At 67.8% G+C, this 19329-nt stretch carries 17 protein-coding genes; 11 read left to right on the top strand and 6 right to left on the bottom strand.

Going from position 1 to position 19329, the window contains the following annotated elements; translation table 11 throughout:
- The first annotated feature begins 51 nt into the window (after positions 1-51).
- From AC5P78_RS11850 to AC5P78_RS11840, 3 genes are all read left to right on the top strand, one after another.
- Entirely contained in the window at positions 52-1605 is a 1554-nt protein-coding gene (locus tag AC5P78_RS11850) for an MASE1 domain-containing protein (protein ID WP_099523920.1), read from the top strand.
- A gap of 96 nt (positions 1606-1701) precedes the next feature.
- Positions 1702-3045 (top strand): diguanylate cyclase, encoded by a 1344-nt coding sequence (locus AC5P78_RS11845; RefSeq protein WP_005408813.1) that lies wholly within the window; start codon positions 1702-1704, stop codon positions 3043-3045.
- A gap of 85 nt (positions 3046-3130) precedes the next feature.
- Positions 3131-3592 carry a bacteriohemerythrin gene (locus tag AC5P78_RS11840; protein ID WP_004151683.1) on the top strand — a complete coding sequence of 154 codons (462 nt, stop codon included), beginning with the start codon at positions 3131-3133 and terminating at the stop codon, positions 3590-3592.
- On the opposite strand, the gene AC5P78_RS11835 is transcribed toward AC5P78_RS11840, so the two are convergent.
- Positions 3573-4865 carry an MFS transporter gene (locus AC5P78_RS11835; RefSeq protein ID WP_174842179.1) on the bottom strand — a complete coding sequence of 431 codons (1293 nt, stop codon included), beginning with the start codon at positions 4863-4865 and terminating at the stop codon, positions 3573-3575. The two genes, AC5P78_RS11840 and AC5P78_RS11835, sit on opposite strands and share 20 nt — an antisense overlap.
- 156 nt (positions 4866-5021) lie before the next feature.
- Between AC5P78_RS11835 and AC5P78_RS11830 the strand changes: the two genes are divergently transcribed.
- Positions 5022-5663 carry a hypothetical protein gene (locus AC5P78_RS11830; protein ID WP_049460101.1) on the top strand — a complete coding sequence of 214 codons (642 nt, stop codon included), beginning with the start codon at positions 5022-5024 and terminating at the stop codon, positions 5661-5663.
- 115 nt (positions 5664-5778) lie between these two features.
- On the opposite strand, the gene AC5P78_RS11825 is transcribed toward AC5P78_RS11830, so the two are convergent.
- On the bottom strand, positions 5779-7275 hold the full coding sequence (locus AC5P78_RS11825; RefSeq protein ID WP_088430119.1) for an aldehyde dehydrogenase: 1497 nt from the start codon (positions 7273-7275) through the stop codon (positions 5779-5781).
- Between the two features lie 103 nt (positions 7276-7378).
- Between AC5P78_RS11825 and aptA the strand changes: the two genes are divergently transcribed.
- From aptA to AC5P78_RS11795, 6 genes are all read left to right on the top strand, one after another.
- Positions 7379-8731: an omega-aminotransferase AptA gene (aptA, locus tag AC5P78_RS11820; RefSeq protein ID WP_049460099.1), complete on the top strand. Its 1353-nt coding sequence runs from the start codon at positions 7379-7381 to the stop codon at positions 8729-8731.
- A gap of 63 nt (positions 8732-8794) precedes the next feature.
- Positions 8795-9673, top strand: coding sequence for a hypothetical protein (locus AC5P78_RS11815; RefSeq protein WP_062607534.1), 879 nt, complete (start codon positions 8795-8797; stop codon positions 9671-9673).
- Positions 9674-9791: 118 nt separating this feature from the next.
- Positions 9792-11078: a DUF445 domain-containing protein gene (locus AC5P78_RS11810; protein ID WP_024958724.1), complete on the top strand. Its 1287-nt coding sequence runs from the start codon at positions 9792-9794 to the stop codon at positions 11076-11078.
- A gap of 245 nt (positions 11079-11323) precedes the next feature.
- Complete coding sequence (locus AC5P78_RS11805; RefSeq protein ID WP_005412781.1) at positions 11324-11638, top strand: DUF3649 domain-containing protein; 315 nt, start codon at positions 11324-11326, stop codon at positions 11636-11638.
- On the top strand, positions 11635-13272 hold the full coding sequence (locus tag AC5P78_RS11800) for a PepSY-associated TM helix domain-containing protein (RefSeq protein WP_099523907.1): 1638 nt from the start codon (positions 11635-11637) through the stop codon (positions 13270-13272). Before AC5P78_RS11805 ends, AC5P78_RS11800 begins: the two co-directional genes overlap by 4 nt.
- Positions 13269-13598, top strand: a complete 330-nt coding sequence (locus tag AC5P78_RS11795) for a DUF3325 domain-containing protein (protein ID WP_005408803.1) — start codon at positions 13269-13271, stop codon at positions 13596-13598. Before AC5P78_RS11800 ends, AC5P78_RS11795 begins: the two co-directional genes overlap by 4 nt.
- Before the next feature lie 120 nt (positions 13599-13718).
- On the opposite strand, the gene rlmKL is transcribed toward AC5P78_RS11795, so the two are convergent.
- Together rlmKL and AC5P78_RS11785 are read right to left on the bottom strand one after the other, a co-directional pair.
- Positions 13719-15857 carry a bifunctional 23S rRNA (guanine(2069)-N(7))-methyltransferase RlmK/23S rRNA (guanine(2445)-N(2))-methyltransferase RlmL gene (gene rlmKL, locus AC5P78_RS11790; protein WP_099523906.1) on the bottom strand — a complete coding sequence of 713 codons (2139 nt, stop codon included), beginning with the start codon at positions 15855-15857 and terminating at the stop codon, positions 13719-13721.
- A 145-nt stretch (positions 15858-16002) separates the two neighbouring features.
- A complete protein-coding gene (locus AC5P78_RS11785) occupies positions 16003-16530 on the bottom strand; it encodes an alpha/beta hydrolase (RefSeq protein WP_043034404.1) in 528 nt (175 codons plus the stop codon).
- A 72-nt stretch (positions 16531-16602) separates the two neighbouring features.
- On the opposite strand from AC5P78_RS11785, the gene AC5P78_RS11780 reads away from it, so the two are divergent.
- Positions 16603-17169 carry an N-acetylmuramoyl-L-alanine amidase gene (locus AC5P78_RS11780; protein WP_012479642.1) on the top strand — a complete coding sequence of 189 codons (567 nt, stop codon included), beginning with the start codon at positions 16603-16605 and terminating at the stop codon, positions 17167-17169.
- 276 nt (positions 17170-17445) lie between these two features.
- Here AC5P78_RS11780 and AC5P78_RS11775 read toward each other — a convergent pair whose 3' ends face one another.
- Both AC5P78_RS11775 and AC5P78_RS11770 read right to left on the bottom strand, forming a co-directional pair.
- On the bottom strand, positions 17446-18348 hold the full coding sequence (locus tag AC5P78_RS11775; RefSeq protein WP_012479641.1) for a sulfurtransferase: 903 nt from the start codon (positions 18346-18348) through the stop codon (positions 17446-17448).
- On the bottom strand, positions 18345-19148 hold the full coding sequence (locus tag AC5P78_RS11770; RefSeq protein ID WP_024957875.1) for a CoA pyrophosphatase: 804 nt from the start codon (positions 19146-19148) through the stop codon (positions 18345-18347). Before AC5P78_RS11770 ends, AC5P78_RS11775 begins: the two co-directional genes overlap by 4 nt.
- Positions 19149-19329: the final 181 nt, after the last annotated feature.

The raw sequence follows: 19329 nt of genomic DNA, 5'->3' as shown, positions 1-19329 counted from the left end.
TCAAGCAACCCGCACGGCCGCTGCCATGTCACGAGCAAGGGAGGCTCGGGTTTGGACCGATTCAAGAAGGCAGTTGAACTGAGCTTCCGTATCCGGCCAGCCGGCATCGCACTCGCGGCCGTCTATGCGCTGAGCTGCCTCGGCTCGCGTCAGTTTTCGCTGGATCAGTTCTTCCTGCCGGCGGGCATCCGCGCAGCGGCACTGCTGATCGTCCCGACCCGCCTGTGGCCCTACCTGCTGCTGGGCGAGTACGCGTACTTTGCAACGCTGCGCATCCCCATGATCGACACCTACGGCCTGGATTGGGTCATCCTGGCTTCGACGCTGCTGATGCCGATGGCGATGCTGGTGGTCTACCTGCATCGGATGAGAATACCGTCCGAAGCAGCCACCGGTCTGTGGCTGCTGTCGCTGTCGTTCTGCACAGCGTTGTTCGTGCCGGGTCTCAACCTGGGCATTTCATATGTCCTATGGTCGAACCCACCGCCCAGCAACCTGCTGGACGCGGTCGACCGGACGATCTTTGGCCACTTCGCCGCCATCATCACCCTGGTACCGTTGGCATTCCTCTGGTCGCGGCGGCAGGCCGACCCCGGTTGGACAGACCGTTTCGTCGCCCCTACCGCCTCGGCGATCCTGGTGATGCTGGTGCTGGGCCTGTGCATGCAATTGACACGCGCCGACGCCCACACGACGCGGACACACATGGTGCTGCTGGCCGCCCTTCCCGCCATCGCCCTGACCTTCATGCACGGGTGGCGCGGCGCAGCCATCGCGATTCCGTTGTTGAACCTCCCCCTGCACGGCGCAACGCCCAGCACTGGCCTGCCTTCCTCGTTCGACCTGGGCACGTTCGCCACCCAACAGAACATGGCGGTGATGAGTGTCGCACTGCTGGCACTCGGTTCCAGCATCAGCTATCACCATCAGCGCGCCCGGTCCCGCGGCCTGGCCGAGGCAACCACGCTGCGCCTGGCACGCGGCTCACTTCAGACCAGCGAGCGTGAGCTGCGTGAACGGGCCGTCCACCTGAAGCACCTGGGCGAGGGCATGGACAATTCGCTCAGCGAGATGGTCAGCTGGCTGAAGTCCCAAGGCCACCATGCGGTCGCAAACAGCCTGCAGCACGCGTCGTCGGTACATTCACGGCTGTTTCGCGAACAGGCCAGCCTGGTCTATCCCACCGGACTGGAGCAGGTCGGGCTCTACATCGCGCTGCACGCCGGCGGTGCATGCGAAATCTGGAACAACACGCATCGCGTCATTCCACCCAGGCTGGCGGGCAATCCCTGCCTGCTGACCGTGGATCTGCAACTGGCCATCTATCGCTCGCTGATCGAGGCGGTTTCACTTCTGCTGGAACTGGAAACCGGGCAGGTCTGCGTGCGCGCCCGAAGCGGTCGTGCAGGCAAGCATCGCGGCATTGTTGCCGTGGTGAGCCTGCTCGACCGTGGTTGCCCGCTTTCCACGCGTACCACCCAACAGGCCGTCGAGCGCCTGGCCGGACGGATGCTTGCCTACGGCGGAACGGTCCACTGCCGCGGCAATCGGCTGCGGCTGGTCCTGCATGAACCGATCACCCACGCGTCGCCAGCGGCGGCCTGACGCGGAATCTGGCCCGGCGCGCAACGTTCGCCGCTAAAGTTACACCCGAAACCGCCGTTATCCGTGCCGAGCCCCTCCCTCGTGAGCCACCGCATCATGCCCGTCCTGCCGCAGGCCGCCGTCGATGGCGACCTGGCCGATCCGCTGCCGCAGCGGATCCTGCTGGTCGAAAACTCCCGCGCCTTCACCGGCATGCTGCGCGAGGCCATCGAGCAGCGCCTGGAACTGCCGGTGGTGATCGCCTCCACCCTGGCCGAGGCCGACCGCCTGCTGAGCGAAGGTGGCGGCTGGTTCCTGGTACTGACCGGGCTGGTCCTGGCCGATGGCGACCGCGACGCGGTGGTCGAGTTCTTCCTCAAGCGCGACCTGCCCACCGTGGTGGTCAGCGGCGTGTACGACGAGGACCTGCGCAAGCGCGTGCTGCAGCAGCAGATCATCGACTACGTGCTGAAGAACACTCCCGGCAGCATCGATTACCTGGTGTGGCTGGTGCAGCGGCTGGAGCGCAACCGGCGCATCGCCGCGCTGGTGGTGGACGACTCACCGTCCGCGCGCGGTTATGCCGCAGCCTTGCTGCGCATGTACGGCCATGAGGTGCACGAAGCGGCCGATGGCAACGAAGGCCTGGCCGCGATCGAGGCGCATCCGGCGATCCGCCTGGCCGTGGTCGACCAGGAAATGCCGGGCATGCAGGGCGTGGAGTTCACCCGCCGCCTGCGCACCCTGCGCTCGCGCGACAAGGTGGCGGTGATCGGCATCTCCGGCAATACCGATGCATCGTTGATTCCGCGCTTCCTGAAGAACGGCGCCAACGATTTCCTGCGCAAGCCGTTCTCGCGCGAGGAATTCTTCTGCCGGGTCTCGCAGAATGTGGACCAGCTGGAGCTGATCGGCACCCTGCAGGACCTGGCCACCCGCGATTTCCTCACCGGCCTGCCCAACCGCCGCTGCTTCCTGGAGCAGAGCCAGCGCCAGCTGCCGCAGCTGCAGCTGCACGGCCAGTGCGTGGCGGTGGCGATGATCGACATCGACCACTTCAAGCACATCAATGACACCCATGGCCACGAAGCCGGCGACGATGCGCTGCGCGCGGTGGCCGGCGCGGTGGCCACGCATGCACGCAGCCACGACCTGATCGCGCGCTTCGGCGGCGAGGAATTCTGCCTGCTGGTGCCGGACATGGAACAGGACGAGGCGCTGCTGTACTTCGAGGAGCTGCGCCAGCGCATCGCCGCGCTGGAGGTGGACATCGGCACCGCCACGCTGCGCATGACGGTCAGCATCGGGCTGTGCTGCCTGCGCCCGCAGCGCGATGCACTGCACCGGCTGATCTCCGAAGCCGACCGCCAGCTGTACCTGGCAAAGGCCGGTGGCCGCAACCGGGTCAGCTGCACCACGGTCGCCAGCCCGCTGCGCCCACGCGAGCCGGCGCTGCCCTGACCGGTACGCTTTGATCCAGATCAACGCCGCCCGCGCCGGGCGGCTCTACAGTCGGCCCCGACATACGCATGAAGGGGAGCCGGGGATGGCACTACTGGTCTGGCAGGACGATCTGAACATCGGCATCGATGTGATCGACCAACAACACCGCCGCATCATCGAAATGCTCAACCACCTGCACGTGGCCCAGGCCAGCATGCAGCGTGCCGCAGTGGGTGAAGTGATCGACGAGGTGGTGGACTACACCATGTCGCACTTCGCGTTCGAGGAAGAGCTGATGGAGGAAGCGGGCTACCCGTTCTGTGCCGCGCACAAACGCGTGCATGAGGTCTTCATCAAGCGTGTCTCGGAGTACCGCATGCGCTTCCAGGCCGGCGAGGACATCAGTGACGAGCTGCGCACCATGCTCTCGCGCTGGCTGTTCAACCACATCCGCGGCGACGACCAGGCCTACGCCGAACAGGTCAAGGCGCACCTGAACCAGTTCGCCCGCGAACACCAGGGCGGCGGCTGGCTGGGTCGCACGCTCAAGCGCTTCTTTGGTTGAGCCGCAGCGCGCGCCGGTGCAGTGCCACCAGCGCGCACAGGGTCGCCACCGCAGTCAGGCACAGGTAGTAGCCGACCGCGACCAGGCCGAAGCGTTCGGCCAGCCAGGTGGCCAGGTACGGCGCCGGTGCCGCACCGAGAATGCCGGCCAGGTTGAATGACAGCGAAGCACCGGTGTAGCGCACCTCCACCGGGTAGATCTCGGCCAGGAAGGTACCGCAGGGGCCGTAGGTCAGCCCCATCAGGAACAGGCCCAGGCACAGGAAGGCGGTGACCAGCCACGGGCTGTGCGGCTGGAACAACGGTGCGAACAGTACGCCGAAGCCGACGATCAGTACGCTGGCAACAATCATCGTGCGCCGCGTGCCCCAACGGTCGCCATAGCGCGCCGACAGCGGGATGCCCAGCGCGAAGAACAGCATGCCGGCCATCTGCATCAGCAGGAACTGCTCGCGGCTGTAGCCCAGCACCGCGGTGCCATGGCCGAGACTGAACACCGTCATCAGGTAGAACAGCACGAAGGTGGCGAACGCACCCAGCGTGCCGAGCAGCATCGGTACCGGGTGGTCACGCAGTACCGTCCACATCGGCAACCGCACCGGCGCCTTGCGCTCCAGCGCCTTCTTGAAGTCCGGCGTCTCGTGGATGTTCAGGCGCACCCACAGGCCGAGGCCGACCAGCAGCGCGCTGGCCACGAACGGAATGCGCCAGCCCCACTGCAGGAAGTCGTTCTGGCTCAGGCAGCGGCCGAGCACGAGGAAGATGCCGGCCGACAGCAGGAAGCCGAGCGGTGCGCCCAGCTGCGGGAACATGCCGTACCAGGCGCGCTTGCCCGGCGGCGCATTCTCGGTGGCCAGCAGCACCGCCCCACCCCACTCGCCGCCCAACCCCAGGCCCTGGCCGAAACGGCACAGCGCCAGCAGCGCCGGCGCCCACAGCCCGATCTGCGCATGGGTCGGCAGCAGGCCGATCAGCACCGTGGACAGGCCCATGGTCAGCAGCGCGGCGACCAGGGTGGCCTTGCGGCCGATGCGGTCGCCGAAATGGCCGAACACCGCCGAGCCGACCGGACGCGCGATGAACGCCACCGCGAAGGTCGCCAGTGACTGCAGCAGGGCCGCCTGCTCACTACTGTCCGGAAAGAACAGGTGCGGGAACACCAGCACGGCGGCCGTGGCGTAGATATAGAAATCGAAGAATTCGATGGTGGTGCCGATCAGGCTGGCCAGCAGGACACGACGGGGGGAGTTCACGGGCGGCGCGGCAGCAGTGATCGTCGACATCGGCAACACGGGTAACGGCGGATCGCCCGATTCTGCCACGGGCCGATGGCCGCACGGGACGATGGTTTCAGCCGACACCGATGCCAACGGAATTTTTCCGGCCGCCGGCTAGGCTGCGCCACCGGTCCCTGCATGGATGCCTTGCCCATGGCTGCAGTTGCGTTGTCATGCTCCGATTCGCCGAAGCTGCCGCGCATGGCGGCATGGCTGGTGGTACTGCTGGTGCATGGCGGGCTCGCTCTGTGGCTGCAGGACAGCGGCCGGATCGAACTGCGTAGCGGTGAGGGCCCGCGGATCTCGCTGCATTGGCTGCCACCGGAACCGCCGGCGCCGGTACCTCAACAGCCCGCCTTGCCCTCCGCAAAGATGACGCGTCCGGCCGCATCGATGATGCCCCGCCCTGCCCCGGTTGCACAGGCAGAGAGCGCCCTGCCTGCCGCGGGGAACGTGGCTGCAGTGGCGCCACTGATCCTGAGCCTGCCTGCGGGCAGCATCGACGGCGGTGACGGCATCAGCGCAGCTGGCGTGGCGCCGCGCCTGATCGGTCGGCGCGAGGTCCATCCTGCGTTCGGGCCTCGCCGCAATTACTTCCGGATCCGTCGGCAGATGAGCCCCGAGCAGATCGTGCATGGCGTGGCGCAACTGCTGGGGCTTTGGCCGCCGGGATACATCGTCGACCCGTGCGAACTGGGTAAACAGGACATGGACTATTTCCAGAACGCGGTCGAAGAAGCCGACCGCGACATGCTGCGCGCGGCAGTGCTGCAGGTGAGTGCCCGCTGCCGGTAGCTCGACGGCTTTCTGCCTTCTGTAGAGTCGAGCAAGGCTCGACTGCTCTTCGCGAGAAGCAGTCGAGCAGGGCTCGACGCTACAAAGAGCGAACAGCGGTCAAGCAGCCACGTCGTTACAACTGGATCCAGGTGGCCTTGATCTCGCTGTACTTGTCGAACGCATGCAGTGACTTGTCGCGCCCATTGCCGGACTGCTTGTAGCCACCGAACGGTGCGGTCATGTCGCCACCATCCCAGCCGTTCACCCACACGCTGCCGGCGCGCAGCTGGCGTGCGACACGATGGGCGCGGCCGAGGTCGCGTGTCCACAGGCCCGCCGCCAACCCATAGCGGCTGTCATTGGCCACGCGCACTGCCTCCGCTTCATCCTCGAAACCAAGTACCGCCAGCACCGGGCCGAACACCTCCTCGCGTGCCAACGCGTGGTCCGGACGCACCTGGTCGAACACCGTGGGCTGCACATAGCAGCCGCCGGCCTCCACCTCGGCCCGATGGCCGCCGAGCAGCAGGCGGGCGCCCTCGCCTTCGGCCCGTGCGATATCGGCCAGCACCTTGTCCACGTGCGCGGCATCGACCAGAGCGCCCATCGGTGCATCGGCCTCCAGTGGATGCTGCGGCTGCATATGCTGGCCGTAGGCAATCACCTGGTGCACGAAGTCCTCACGGATCGAGCGCTGCACCAGCAGCCGCGAGCCGGCGGTGCAGACTTCGCCCTGGTTGAAGAAGATGCCCTGCGCCACGGCCTTGGCCGCTGCGTCCAGGTCCGGTGCGTCGGCGAACACCAGGTGCGGGCTTTTGCCACCGCATTCCAGCCAGACCCGCTTGAGGTTGGACCGTCCCGCATGCTCCAGCAGCTTCGCGCCGGTGGCGGTGGAACCGGTGAAGGCCAGCACGTCCACATCCATGTGCAGCGCCAACGGTTCACCGACGCGCGTACCGTGGCCTGGCAGTACGTTCAGCACGCCGTCCGGCAGGCCCGCCTCAGCGGCCAGCGCGGCCAATCGCAACGCACTCAAGGGCGACCGCTCGGAAGGCTTGAGCACCACCGAATTGCCCATGGCCAGCGCAGGCGCGATCTTCCAGCAGGCCATCAGCAACGGAAAGTTCCATGGCACGATCGCTGCGACCACGCCGGCTGGCTCGCGCGTGACCAGGCCCAGCTCGTGTGGGCCAGTCGGCGCGACTTCGCCGTACAGCTTGTCCACCGCTTCGGCGGTCCAGCGCAGGCAGCGCACCACGCCGGGCAGGTCGATACGGCGTGCGTCGCGCACCGGCTTGCCCATGTCCAGGGTTTCCAGCAGGGCCAACTCATCAGCGTGCTTTTCCACCAATGCCGCCAAGGCCAGTAACACCCGCTTGCGATGGGCCGGGCTGGCCTCTGACCAGTGGCCCGCATCGAAGGCACGCCGCGCCGACCGCACTGCGCGCTCTACGTCCTCTGCATCGCAGTCGGCGACCACCCCCAGCACGCGCCCATCAATCGGGCTGATGCAGTCGAAGCGCGCGCCGCTGGCAGCGTCGGTGTAACGACCATCAATGAAGGCCTGTGCGGGCATCGAAAGCTGCTGGGCCAGCACCTGCCAGTGGCTGCGGTCGGGAAAGTCGGCCATGTCGGGCTCCTCGGAACAGTTTCCCCGGTTATACCGGCGCGGCCGCGACTCCGCCGTGACGTGGCTGCGCTACATTTCCCCCATCGGACCCGATGGAGCTGGCATGAAGCGTTCCGCGAGCGACCTGCACGATCTGGCTACCCAACGCCCGGAGTCATTGGAGGCGTACTGGATGCCGTTCACCGCCAACCGCCAGTTCAAGGCCGCGCCGCGTGTGCTGGTGCGTGCCGAGGGCATGCACTACGAGGATGTCGACGGCCGCCAGATCCTCGATGGCACCGCCGGCCTCTGGTGCTGCAACGCGGGCCATGCCCGCCCACGCATCGTCGAGGCCATCGTCGAGCAGGCACGCACGCTCGACTACTCGCCGGCCTTCCAGATGGGCTCACCGCCGGCCTTCGCGCTGGCGCAGCGACTGGCCGCATTGGCGCCGACGCCACTGAACCATGTGTTCTTCACCAGCTCCGGCTCGGAGGCGGTGGATACCGCGATGAAGATCGTGCTGGCCTACCACCGCCAGCGTGGCGAGGGCCAGCGCACGCGTTTCATCAGCCGCGAGAAGGCCTACCACGGCGTGGGCTTCGGCGGCATGGCGCTGGGCGGCTTGCCCAACAACCGCAGGGCGTTCGGCCTGCAGCTGGGCGGCGTGGACTACCTGCGCCACACCCTGGACCTGCAGCGCAATGCGTTCAGCAAAGGCCTGCCGCGCCAGGGCGCCGAGCTGGCCGATGACCTGGAACGACTGATCGCACTGCATGATGCCTCAACCATCGCGGCGGTCTTCGTCGAACCCATTGCCGGTTCCGCCGGGGTGATTCTGCCGGCGCCGGGCTACCTGCAGCGCCTGCGCGAGCTGTGCGACCACCACGGCATCCTGCTGGTGTTCGATGAGGTCATCACCGGTTTCGGCAGGGTCGGCATGCCATTCGCCGCACAGCGCTTCGGGGTCACCCCCGACCTGCTGACCTTCGCCAAGGCGGTCAGCAACGGCGCAGTGCCGCTGGGCGGCGTGCTGGCCAGCGACGCGGTGCATGCAACCCTGATGCAGGCACCGCCACAGGCCATCGAGCTGTTCCATGGCTATACCTGTTCGGGGCATCCGCTGGCCTGCGCGGCCGCACTGGCCACGCTGGAGGTCTACGCCGAGGAGCGCCTTTTCGAGCGCGCCATCGAGCTGGGCGAGTACTGGCAGGAACGGCTGCATGCGCTGCAGGGCCTCCCCAACGTGATCGACATCCGCAACTTCGGCCTGGTCGGCGCGGTCGAGCTGGCGCCTCGCCGCGATGCGCCGGGCAGCCGGGGCTACGAGGTCTATCGGCGCTGCTTCCACGACGGCGGGCTGCTGGTGCGCTGTACCGGTGACATCATCGCGCTGTCGCCCCCGCTGATCGTGGACAAGGCGCAGATCGACCAGATCACCGGCACGCTGGGCGAGATGATCCGGGCCACTGCCTGAGCCCTGGCCGGCGGCGGCGAGCGGGTACAATGGGCGGTTCCGCTCCTGCTCGCTGCCGTGCCCATGGATATCGTCGTCAAAGAAGAACTCAAGGCCTATATCGACCCGCTGACTGCGGACGAACATGACGCGCTGGAGCGCAGCATCCTGGCCGAGGGCTGTCGTGACGCGCTGGTCCTGTGGGGCAACGTACTGGTCGACGGCCACAACCGCTTCGGCATCTGCCAGAAGCATGGCCTGCCCTTCAACACCGTACAGAACACCCGCTTCCAGAGCATGGAAGACGTGCACCTGTGGATGATCGAGCAGCACCTGGGCCGTCGCAGCGTGTCCGACTTCCAGCGCGGCGTGCTGGCGCTGCGCAAGCGCGACATCCTGGCCGCCCGCAAGCAGATCGAGCAGGCGCAGCTGCAGCGCGAGAGCGATGGCACTGCCGACGCCACCGATGAGGCCGGTGAAGACAGCCCACCGTGGGAGCCGGCGCCGAAGATCAGCCGCGCCGAGCTGGCCCGCGAAGCCAAGCTGAGCACCAGCCAGGTTGGCATGATCGAGCGCATCCACGCCCAGGCCGCGGCCGAGGTGGTGGAAGCGGTCAAGGCCGGCGTGATCTCGATCAGCGCCGCCGCCGCCGTGGCTGACCTGCCGGAAGAAGAGCAGCGCGCCGCCGCCGCCGGTGGCAAGGACGAGCTGAAGCAGGCCGCCAAGCGCGTGCGCGAGTCCAAGCGCAAGCCGCGTGCGCCGAAGCCGGAAGCAGCCGAGATGGATTTCGAGGAGGCAGATGAGGACGAGATCGCCAGCCGCGATGCCGAGGTGCTGTCGGCGCTGGAGCAGCTGGGCGAGGACGCACCAGCGCTGCGCCGTCGGGTGGTCGCGCTGACCCGCGAGAACGACACCCTGCGCGCGCAACTGGCCGCGCTGCGCAAGCAACTGGAAGCGCTCTGAACCAAGGGGTAGTGCCGGCCGCTGGCCGGCAACGCCATGAACGTATCGGGTGCGTTGAGGTTGCCGGCCAGCGGCCGGCACTACCAGATGCTCATGCCGTGCCGGTTAGACTTCCGGCATGACGTCTGCCAACGACCCGCGCCGCGCTCAGCTGCGGCGCCTGAAAGCCCTCGCGCTGGGCCTGCTGCTGTTGATGCTGGCCGGTTTCGCGGTCAGCCACTGGCAGGGCGAGCGCGGCATCTGGGCCTGGGTTTCGGCGTTCTGCGAGGCCGCAGCCGTGGGCGCACTGGCCGATTGGTTCGCCGTGGTCGCGCTGTTCCGCCGGCCGATGGGCCTGCCGATCCCGCACACCGCGATCATCCCGCGCAGCAAGGAACGCATCGGCGACAGCCTTGCGCTGTTCGTGCGCGACCAGTTCCTGGAGCCGGGCGTGCTGCTGGCCAAGCTGCAGGTGTTCGATCCGGCCAGCCGCCTCGGCAGCTGGCTGGCCGACCCGGCACGCTCGCGCATGCTGGCCGACATGGCCCGCGGCTGGGCGCTGCAGGCACTGGATTTCTTCGACGAAACCGCCGTGCGCCGGCAGCTGCACGGCTTCGTTGTGCAGCAGTTGCGGCAGTGGAATGCCGCTGCCACTGCCGGTGAACTGCTGGCCCTGCTGACCGCCGATGGTCGCCACCAGCGCGTGCTGGACGAAGGCCTGCAGCGGCTGGGCCGCTGGCTCGAGCAGCCCGAGGTGAAAGAACGCGCCTCGCAGCTGATCGTGCGTTACATCCAGCGCGAATGGCCGACGCTGTCGAGCACGGTGAACTGGGTCAAGCCGATTGACGAGATCGGCGACAGCCTGGCCGAGCGCCTGGCCCGCGCGGTACTGGAAGAGCTGCAGCAGGTACTGGCCGAGCCGCAGCATCCGCTGCGCCAGGACTACGAGAGCTGGCTGCAGAATTACGTGCAGCGCCTGCGCGAGGACCCGGCCCTGGCCGAGCGCATCGAACAGCTCAAGCAGGAAATGATCGACCATCCGGCCCTGCAGGACTACGTGCAGGGGTTGTGGGCGCGCATCCACGCCAGCCTGCGCGCGGACCTGCAGCGCGAGGACTCGGCGCTGGTCGGCCACCTGCAGCGCAGCCTGGGTTCGCTCGGTGCCAGCCTGCAGGCCGACCCGGCGCTGCGCGAGGCCCTCAACCAGCACCTGCTGGAAGGCGCGCAACGCCTGACCGGCCGCCTGCGCGAAGGCGTGACCACGCATATCGCGCAGACCGTGAAGGGCTGGGACGAGCGCCATCTGGTGGAACAGCTGGAACTGAGCGTGGGCCGCGACCTGCAGTTCATCCGCTTCAACGGCACCCTGGTGGGTGGCCTGATCGGCCTGCTGCTGCATGCGGCGACAGTGGTGTTCAGGTTCTAGGCCTCAACGCGCCCCTCGGGTCATCACGCTTGATTCATAAAATGCGAATGCCTATCATTTACTGATCGGTTGTACGCTTAGCCAATCGGGTGCGGAGACGCACCCATCGCCCGTGTACATCCCCGACCTCTGAACTGCCCGTCTGCGCGGGCCGTGCTTTGTCGATGGGACACGCTGGGCGACATGCGCAGGGCGCAAGGGGGCCGCGGACGCGTTCCATCCCCTCTCCTACCTGCAGGAATGCCGTGGACCGCTCGCCCGCAACCGCCAGCCCCCGCACCTTCTTTTCCAACCCGCGCTGGGGCGTGCTGTCACGCTCGTTGGCCGCGATCTTCGGCGGTTACGCACTGGCCTCGATGACCAGCGTGTTCTGCGCCGTGGCCCTGCCCGGCGCACGTGGCCAGACCGTGCTGACCGGCATGCTGCTGGCCATCCTGGTCGCCGCCTGTGCGGCACTGTGGGCATTCGCCACCCGCAGCGCGCTGCGCGCCTGGGTCGGCATCCTCGCGCCCGCGCTGCTGATGGCCGCCATTGCACGCCTGATGGGGGCCTGGGCATGAAGAACGGATTCCGCCAGTCGATGGCCTGGCTGCACACCTGGACCGGGCTGCTGGTTGGCTGGTTGCTGCTGCTGATCTTCATGGCTGGCACGGCCAGCTACTACCGCGAGGAAATCAGCCGCTGGATGCGTCCGGAACTGCCGTCCAGCAACGTCAGCATCGACGTCGCCGCACAGCGCGCGGTGGACTACCTGCAGGCCAACGCCGCGCAGGCCGAAAACTGGTTCGTCACACTGCCGCAGCCGCGCAACCCGGCCATGCAGATGTTCTGGCGGTTGCCGCCGGAACTGGCCGATCCCAGCCGTGGCCGCCGCGGTGGCTTCGGCGACGCCACGCTGGACCCCAACACCGGCCAGGCATTGAAGGCGCGCGAGACCCGCGGCGGCGACTTCTTCTACCGCCTGCACTTCGACCTGCACTACATCCCGGTGCTGTGGGCACGCTATCTGGTCGGCTTCTGCGCGATGTTCATGCTGGTGGCGATCATCACCGGCGTCATCACCCACAAGAAAATCTTCAAGGACTTCTTCACCTTCCGCAAGGACAAGGGCCTGCGTTCCTGGCTTGATTTCCACAACGTCAGCGCGGTGATGGCCCTGCCCTACCACGCGATGATCACCTACACCGGCATTGTGACGTTGATGATCATGTACCTGCCGTGGGGCGTGAAGGTGGCCTACCCGCAGGACGAGGACCAGTTCTTCGTCGAGGCCTTCGGTGGCATGCCGGAGGTGACCGCACCGGCCGAAGGCCGCGCCGCGCCGCTGCCGATCGCACAGCTGTTGGACAGCGCACGTGCACACTGGCACGGCGTGGAAGTGGCCGGCTTCACCGTATCCAACCCGGGCGCGGCCAATGCGGTGATCGACATCCGCCAGCGTGACGGCAAGCGCCTGTCCACCGACACCCCGGCCGTGCGCTACGACATGGTCAGCGGTGCGCTGCTGGAAGAGACGCCACCGTCGGGCGGAGCTACCGCGACCCGTGGCGTGCTGTATGGCCTGCACCTGGCCCGCTTCGCCGACTGGGGCCTGCGTGCACTGTTCTTCCTGTCCGGCCTGGTCGGCTGCCTGATGGTGGCCAGCGGCGTGGTGCTGTGGGCGGTGAAGGAACGGCCCAGGCACGCCAAGAGTGGCCGCACCGGCTTCGGCCTGCGCCTGGTCGATGCGCTGAACATCGGCACCGTGGCCGGCCTGCCGATCGCCTTCGCCGCCTACTTCTGGGGCAACCGCCTGCTGCCGCTGGACATCGCCGAGCGCTCGAGTGCGGAGGCCAACGTGTTCTTCTACGCCTGGGCCGGCGCGCTGCTGGCCGCCTTCATCTGGCCGAAGCGGATGATGTGGGCGTGGCAGCTCTACCTGGGCGCGGCCGCGTTCGCACTGGTACCGGTGGTCAATGCGCTGACCACGCATGCGCACCTGGGCAACACCCTGCGCAACGGCGACTGGGTATTGGCTGGCTTCGATCTGTCGATGATCGCGTTCGGCGCGATGCTGGCGCTGTGCGGTTGGCGCATGCAGCGCTGGACGCCACCGCTGAGTGCGGCCGAGAAGAAGAAGCGTGCGGCCGCTGCGGCTGCGCCGAAGGCATCGGTGAACACTGCAGAAGCGGCCGAAGCGGAGGCCAGCGCATGATGCTGCTGGCGCTGACCCTGTCGTTCTCTGCGTTCACCGCGTTGTCGCTGGCGATGGAAAAGCACCAGCACGATCTGCACGGCAAGGCTGCAGCCCCCCCGGCACGGCGCACGCAGTGGCGGGTACTGGGCTGGGTACTGCTGGCGGTAGCGTTCGCACTGTGCGTGGCCGACCACGGCTGGGCGATTGGCCCGGTGCTGTGGCTGGGAACGATGACACTGGGCGGTCTGGCGCTGTCGTTCGGGTTGTATCCGTACCAGCCGAAGTGGATCGTGCCACTGGCGATCGCGCTGCCGGTGTTGGGGCTGGTGGTGGCGTTGCTGTAGCCGGGCCACCGGGGTCGGATCCCTTTCGCGAAGCGCAAGGGCTCTGACCCCTGGTACGTAGATCCAGATGGGGTCAGAGCCCCTGCGCTTCGCGCAGGGGATCCGACCCCGGGCGTCGTGTTACCCCAACCGCTTCAGCTCCCACGCGCGATGGATGCGCGCGTTGCGTTCGAAGTCCGGGCCGATGGTGCGCGCGGTGATCTCGCGGCACTGGGCAAATTCGGCAATGGCGTTTTCTTCCAGCTTGAAGCGGCGGAAGTTGTTCGAGAAGTACAGCACGCCCCCCGGGGCCAGCCGCGCCACCGCCGCACGCAGCAGCTTCAGCTGTTCGCGCTGCACGTCGAAGTCATCGGCGCGTGCGGAGTTGGAGAAGGTCGGCGGGTCACAGAAGATCACGTCGTACTGGCCACGGTCACCTTCCAGCCAGGCCATCGCATCGGCCTGCACCAGAAGGTGCTGGTTGCCGCCCTGCCCGTTCAACGCCAGGTTGTCGTAGCACCACTGCAGGTAAGTGGCCGACAGGTCGACGCTGGTGGTGCTGGCGGCACCAGCCACGGCGGCCTGCACGCTGGCCACGCCGGTGTAGCAGAACAGGTTGAGGAAACGCTTGCCACGCACCTGCTCGGCCATCATCCGGCGCAGCGGGCGATGGTCGAGGAACAAGCCGGTATCGAGGTAGTCGAACAGGTTCACCTGCAGCAGTGCGTTGTTCTCGCGCACTACGATGAATTCATCTCGCTGCTCGAAGCGGCCGTACTTGCTGCCGCCCTTGCCGCGCTCGCGCGACTTCATCGAGACCTGTTCCGGCGGCACGCCGAACACTTCGCGCGCGGCAGCCAGCAGCTCGTTGCGGCGGCGGCGCACGTCGTTCTCCGGAATCGCGGCCGGTGCGGCGTATTCCTGCACGTGCAGGAAGGTACGGCGCTTGCCACCGTCTTCCTCGTAGACGTCGATGGCGGCCGCGTATTCCGGCAGGTCGGCGTCATAGGCACGGAAGCAGGTGATGTGCTCGCGGGCGCGCCAGCTCTTGAACTTCTTCAGGTTCTTGCGCAGGCGGTTGGCCACCATCTGCGCACCTTCGCTCAGCTCGCGTGGCTGTGCCGGATCACGGCCCGGCACGGCGATCGGGTCGCAGACGATCAGCGCACATTCCAGCGCACCATTGAACATCTGGTACTTCTTGCCCGCGCGCAGGCCGGTGGCGAAGGCCAGTTCGTCGTTGCCGCACAGCAGGCTGGCGCGCCACTGCGGCACCGCCTTCTGCAGGGCATTGCCCAATGCGCGGTACAGCGCCGGATCCGCAGCCAGGCGCTCGTCGTAGGGCGGGTTGCAGACCACCGCACCGATCTCCTGTTCGGGCGCGGCCAGGTCGGCAACGTCGGCACGGGTGAAACGGATCGCGTGGGCGACGCCCGCGACCTCGGCATTCTCGCGTGCCGCCTGGATCGCGGTCGGGTCGATGTCGCTGCCGTGGATGACCGGCTTCAGCGCGGCCAGGCCAGCGGCCTCGCGATCGCGCGCTTCGCTCTGGATAGTCTTCCAGGCCGACTTGTCGAAGCCCAGCCAACGGCTCGGCGGCAGGCTGCCGTGGCGCATCAGGCCCGGGGCGACGTCGGCAGCCATCAGCGCGCCTTCGATCAGCAGCGTGCCGCTGCCGCACATCGGGTCCAGCAGGCCGCCACCGGCGGCGTGCAGGCGCGGCCACTGCGCGCGCAGCAGCAGCGCGGCGGCCAGGTTCTCCTTCAGCGGTGCCTCGTGGGCAGCACCGCGCCAGCCACGGCGGTGCAGCGGGCCACCGCCGAGGTCGATCGACAGCGAGGCGCGGCCCTTGCGCAGCGACAGGTTGACGCGCACATCAGGCAGGTCGGTGTTGACCGAGGGACGCTCCAGGCCTTCATCGCGCATGCGATCGACGATGGCGTCCTTGATCCGCTGCGCGGCGAAGCGGGCATGGGTGATCTTGTCGCCGGACACGTGTGCGTCCACCGCCAGGGTCATCTCCGGCTTGATGTGCTCGTGCCACGGCAGCGCACGCACGCCGTCATACAGGGCCTGCTCGTCCGGGCACTCGAACTCGTCGATCGGCCACAGCACGCGGCTGGCCAGGCGCGACCACATCACGATCCGCAGCGCCTGCTCCAGTTCGCCCTCGGCGTTGACGCCGGCAATGGTGGCAGTGGCCTTGCCAAGGCCCAGGGCCGACAGTTCATCGGCAAGCAGGTATTCCAGGCCCTTGGCGCAGGAGACGAAGAATTTCACGGGATCGGTTCGCAGGTGGTCGGGCGCGGCACAGGGGCCGGGCCGGTCGGAAAGGAGGGCCGTAGGCACGGCCGGCAGGCCCGCGCCAGGGGCGGCGGGGCTGCCATTGTAGTCAATGCGGGCGGGCGCGCCGTGCGCCCGGGCTTCACAGTTGCCGCAACAGGCGCTCGAAGGCCTGCGCGGAGGCCTCCACGTGGCGTTCCAGGCGGTGGCCGTCGTCGACCAGCAGCAGCTGCGCCGAACGCGCCTGCGCCCAGGCGATCACCCCGGCGGCCGGGACCACATCGTCATGCCAGGCCTGCACCACGGTGATCGGCACGGCGGCGGCATCCAGCACCGGCATCGGGCCCATGGTGGTGGGCGGCACCATCAGGAACAGGCCGGCCACCGGCACCTGCAGCGAGGCGATGGCGGAGATGTAGGCGCCCAGGCTGGAGCCGGCCAGCACCACCGGGCCCTGCCGGGCGGCGATGGCGGTGCGTTCAACCAGGCGGCGCAGGCGGGTCGGCACGTCGCCCACCCGGCTGACCTCGCTCATCGCGTCCAGGTCGGTGTAGTCCGGGCGCTCATGGGTCCAGCCCAGGCGCTGTGCCACCTCGGCCAGCGCGGTGACCTTGGTCGCTTCCGGGCCGCTCTCGAAGCCGTGGGACAGGATGCAGTGGCCGCGGCTCATGCGTGCGCTCCGCACGAACGGGCCGACAAGGAAAGGGAAGGCAGGTTCATGCCGCAATGCTAGCATCGCCGGATGCCCAACCCGCTCCTGCCCGGCCTGCAGCTGCAGCCCCTGCCCTACGAAGACCGCCTGCCACTACGCGACCCGGCCACGCTGGAGATGGTGGTGATCCACTGCACCGAGTTGCCCGACCTGGCGATGGCCCGCGAGTACGGCGAGCGTGTGCTGTACGACAGTGGTGCCGGCAACAGCGGGCATTTCTACATCGACCGCGATGGCAGCGTGGTGCAGTACGTGGCACCGGAACGGGTGGCCCACCATGTGCGCGGCATGAACGCGCATACGCTGGGTATCGAACTGGTCAATACCGGGCGCTACCCGCACTGGTTCGACAGCCGTCACCAGGCGATGGACGAGGCCTACACCGAGGCGCAGCTGGAAGCGCTGGAGCGGCTGCTGCTGGCGCTGGTGGCACGCTATCCGTCGCTGCAGCGGATTGCCGGGCATGACCAGCTGGATCGGGAGCAGGTGCCGGCCAGCGATGATCCGACGCTGATGGTGGCGCGCAAACGTGATCCGGGGCCGTTGTTCCCGTGGGCGCGGGTGCTGGCGAAGGTGCCGCTGCAGCCGGTTGGGTAAGTGGCAGGGCTGCGCCCTGCACCCGCAGAAGCAACGTCAACGTCAACGTCAACGTCAAGAGCTGGCATTCCGGGGCATGGCGGGGTGGGTCCGGTTGCGGGGGACGCCGTAAACCCGTCCATGGGGGCTTGGCCGCGGCGTCCATGCCGCGGACACCCCCGCAACCGGACCCACCCCGCCTTCGACAGATTTATGCCGCTGTTGGTGGGTGCCGACCTTGGTCGGCACGGGGTCAGAGCCGTTTTCCGTTGGAAAACGGATCCGACCCCGCGCTTCTCAGGCGCCGGTCGCCACCGGGCGGCTGCTGTCGCTCACCCAACCGCTCCAGGAGTCGGCGTAGATGCGTGCGCCGCTCAGGCCTGCGCTTTCCATCGCCAGCAGCAGGTGGCAGGCGGTCACGCCGGAGCCGCACATCAGCACCACCTGCTGCGGATCACGGTTGCCGATCACACCCTGCAGTTCGACGCGTAGTTCCTGTGCATCGCGCAGCCGGCCGTCGGCGACGTTCAACGCAAACGGACGGTTGACCGCGCCGGGTACGTGGCCGGCGACCGGGTCCAGCGGCTCGACTTCGCCGCGGAAGCGTTCGCCCGCGCGTGCGTCGACCAGCCAGCCCGGCGCGTGCTTCAGGCGTGCGCTGATCTCCTCGGCATTGGCGATCTGGGCGGTGTCGAAACGGCCCAGGTAAGCCGGCAGCGCGGTCACCTCGTCCGGCCCCGTCGCCAAAGGTTGCCCTGCGGCCTGCCACGCGGCGATACCACCATCGAGCACGGCCACCTTGCTGTGCCCGATCAGGCGCAGCAGCCACCACAGGCGCGAAGCGGCCATGCTGCCGTCGCTGCCGTCGTAGACCACCACCTGCGTGTCAGGACCGATACCCCACTGGCCGAGCTTCGCGGCGAAGGCATCGCTGTCCGGCAGCGGATGGCGACCATGGCCGACGCGCGACAGATCGGACAGGTCACGATTCAGATCGGCATACACCGCACCCGGGATATGACCTGCCAGGTAATGGCCGCTACCCGCCTGCGGATCGGCCAGCGAGGAACGCGCATCAACCACGCGCACCGCGGTGCTGGCGGTGGCGCGTGCGTCGACCACGCGGATGCCCTCGCCCAACGCGGCAGCCAGGGTGGCGACATCGACCAGGGTGGTCCACGGCGGATCGATCGGGTTCATTGCACTTGCTCCAGGCGGCGACGCAGGTTGTAGAGAATGGCCGCGGTGGCGCCCCAGATGCGCTGGCCGGGCCAGCTGTACTCAAGGACGTGACGGATGCGGCCGCGATGGTTGATTTCGACCTGGCGCAGGTTGTCCGCCGCCATCAGGTAGTCCAGCGGCACCTCGAACACCTCGGCCACTTCGCTGGGCTGCGGCACCGGCACGAAGTCCGGATCGACCACCGCCACCACCGGGGTGACCCGATAGCCGGTGATCGTCACGAAGGGATCGAGATAGCCCAGCGCCTGCACCTGGCCCGGAGCCAAGGCGATTTCTTCCTGGCTCTCGCGCAATGCTGCCGCCAGGGCGTCGCGGTCGTCGGGCTCGGTGCGGCCGCCGGGGAATCCGACCTGGCCACCGTGCGTGCGCAGGGTTTCGGTGCGACGGGTGAGGATCACCTGCGCGCCACTGGCGCGCGGCACGATTCCCGCGAGCACGGCCGCTTCCACCGGAGGCCCGGGCGGCAGCAGATCGATCAGTTCACTGCGGTTCCAGCCATCGCCGGCCGGCGGATCGGCCAACGGATGCAGCGCGCGCATCAAACGTTCGTGGTCGGCCAGCGAGCCGCGCAGTGATTGCTGGAGCTGCGCCCGCAACGGCTGCACGCGATGCAGGATGCGACTGCGTTCGTCGTTGCTCATCGACGACCACCGTGCGATTTCATCGATATGACGTCCGCAGCCGGTGCACTGCCGGTGCGGATCCAGCGTGCACACGCCGATGCAGGGACTTGCGACAACACGCGCCGTTTCTTCCATTGTTTGCACCCGGCAACAGTAGCGCGAAAGGGCTGAATTTGCGCGGGTGGGCCGGTCGGACGGTAGAGTCGACTGTCAGTCGACTCGCGCGCGCAGCGGGCGTTTCCCCGATGTGACCCAAGAGCAGTCGACTGACAGTCGACTCTACCGTCAGGCACTGCGCAAACAAAAACGCGCCGGT

This window comes from Stenotrophomonas sp. YJH_SMC_133, assembly GCF_059370655.1.
Note: the sequence above shows the minus strand (reverse complement) of the source record. Positions and strands in the feature narration are given on the sequence as shown.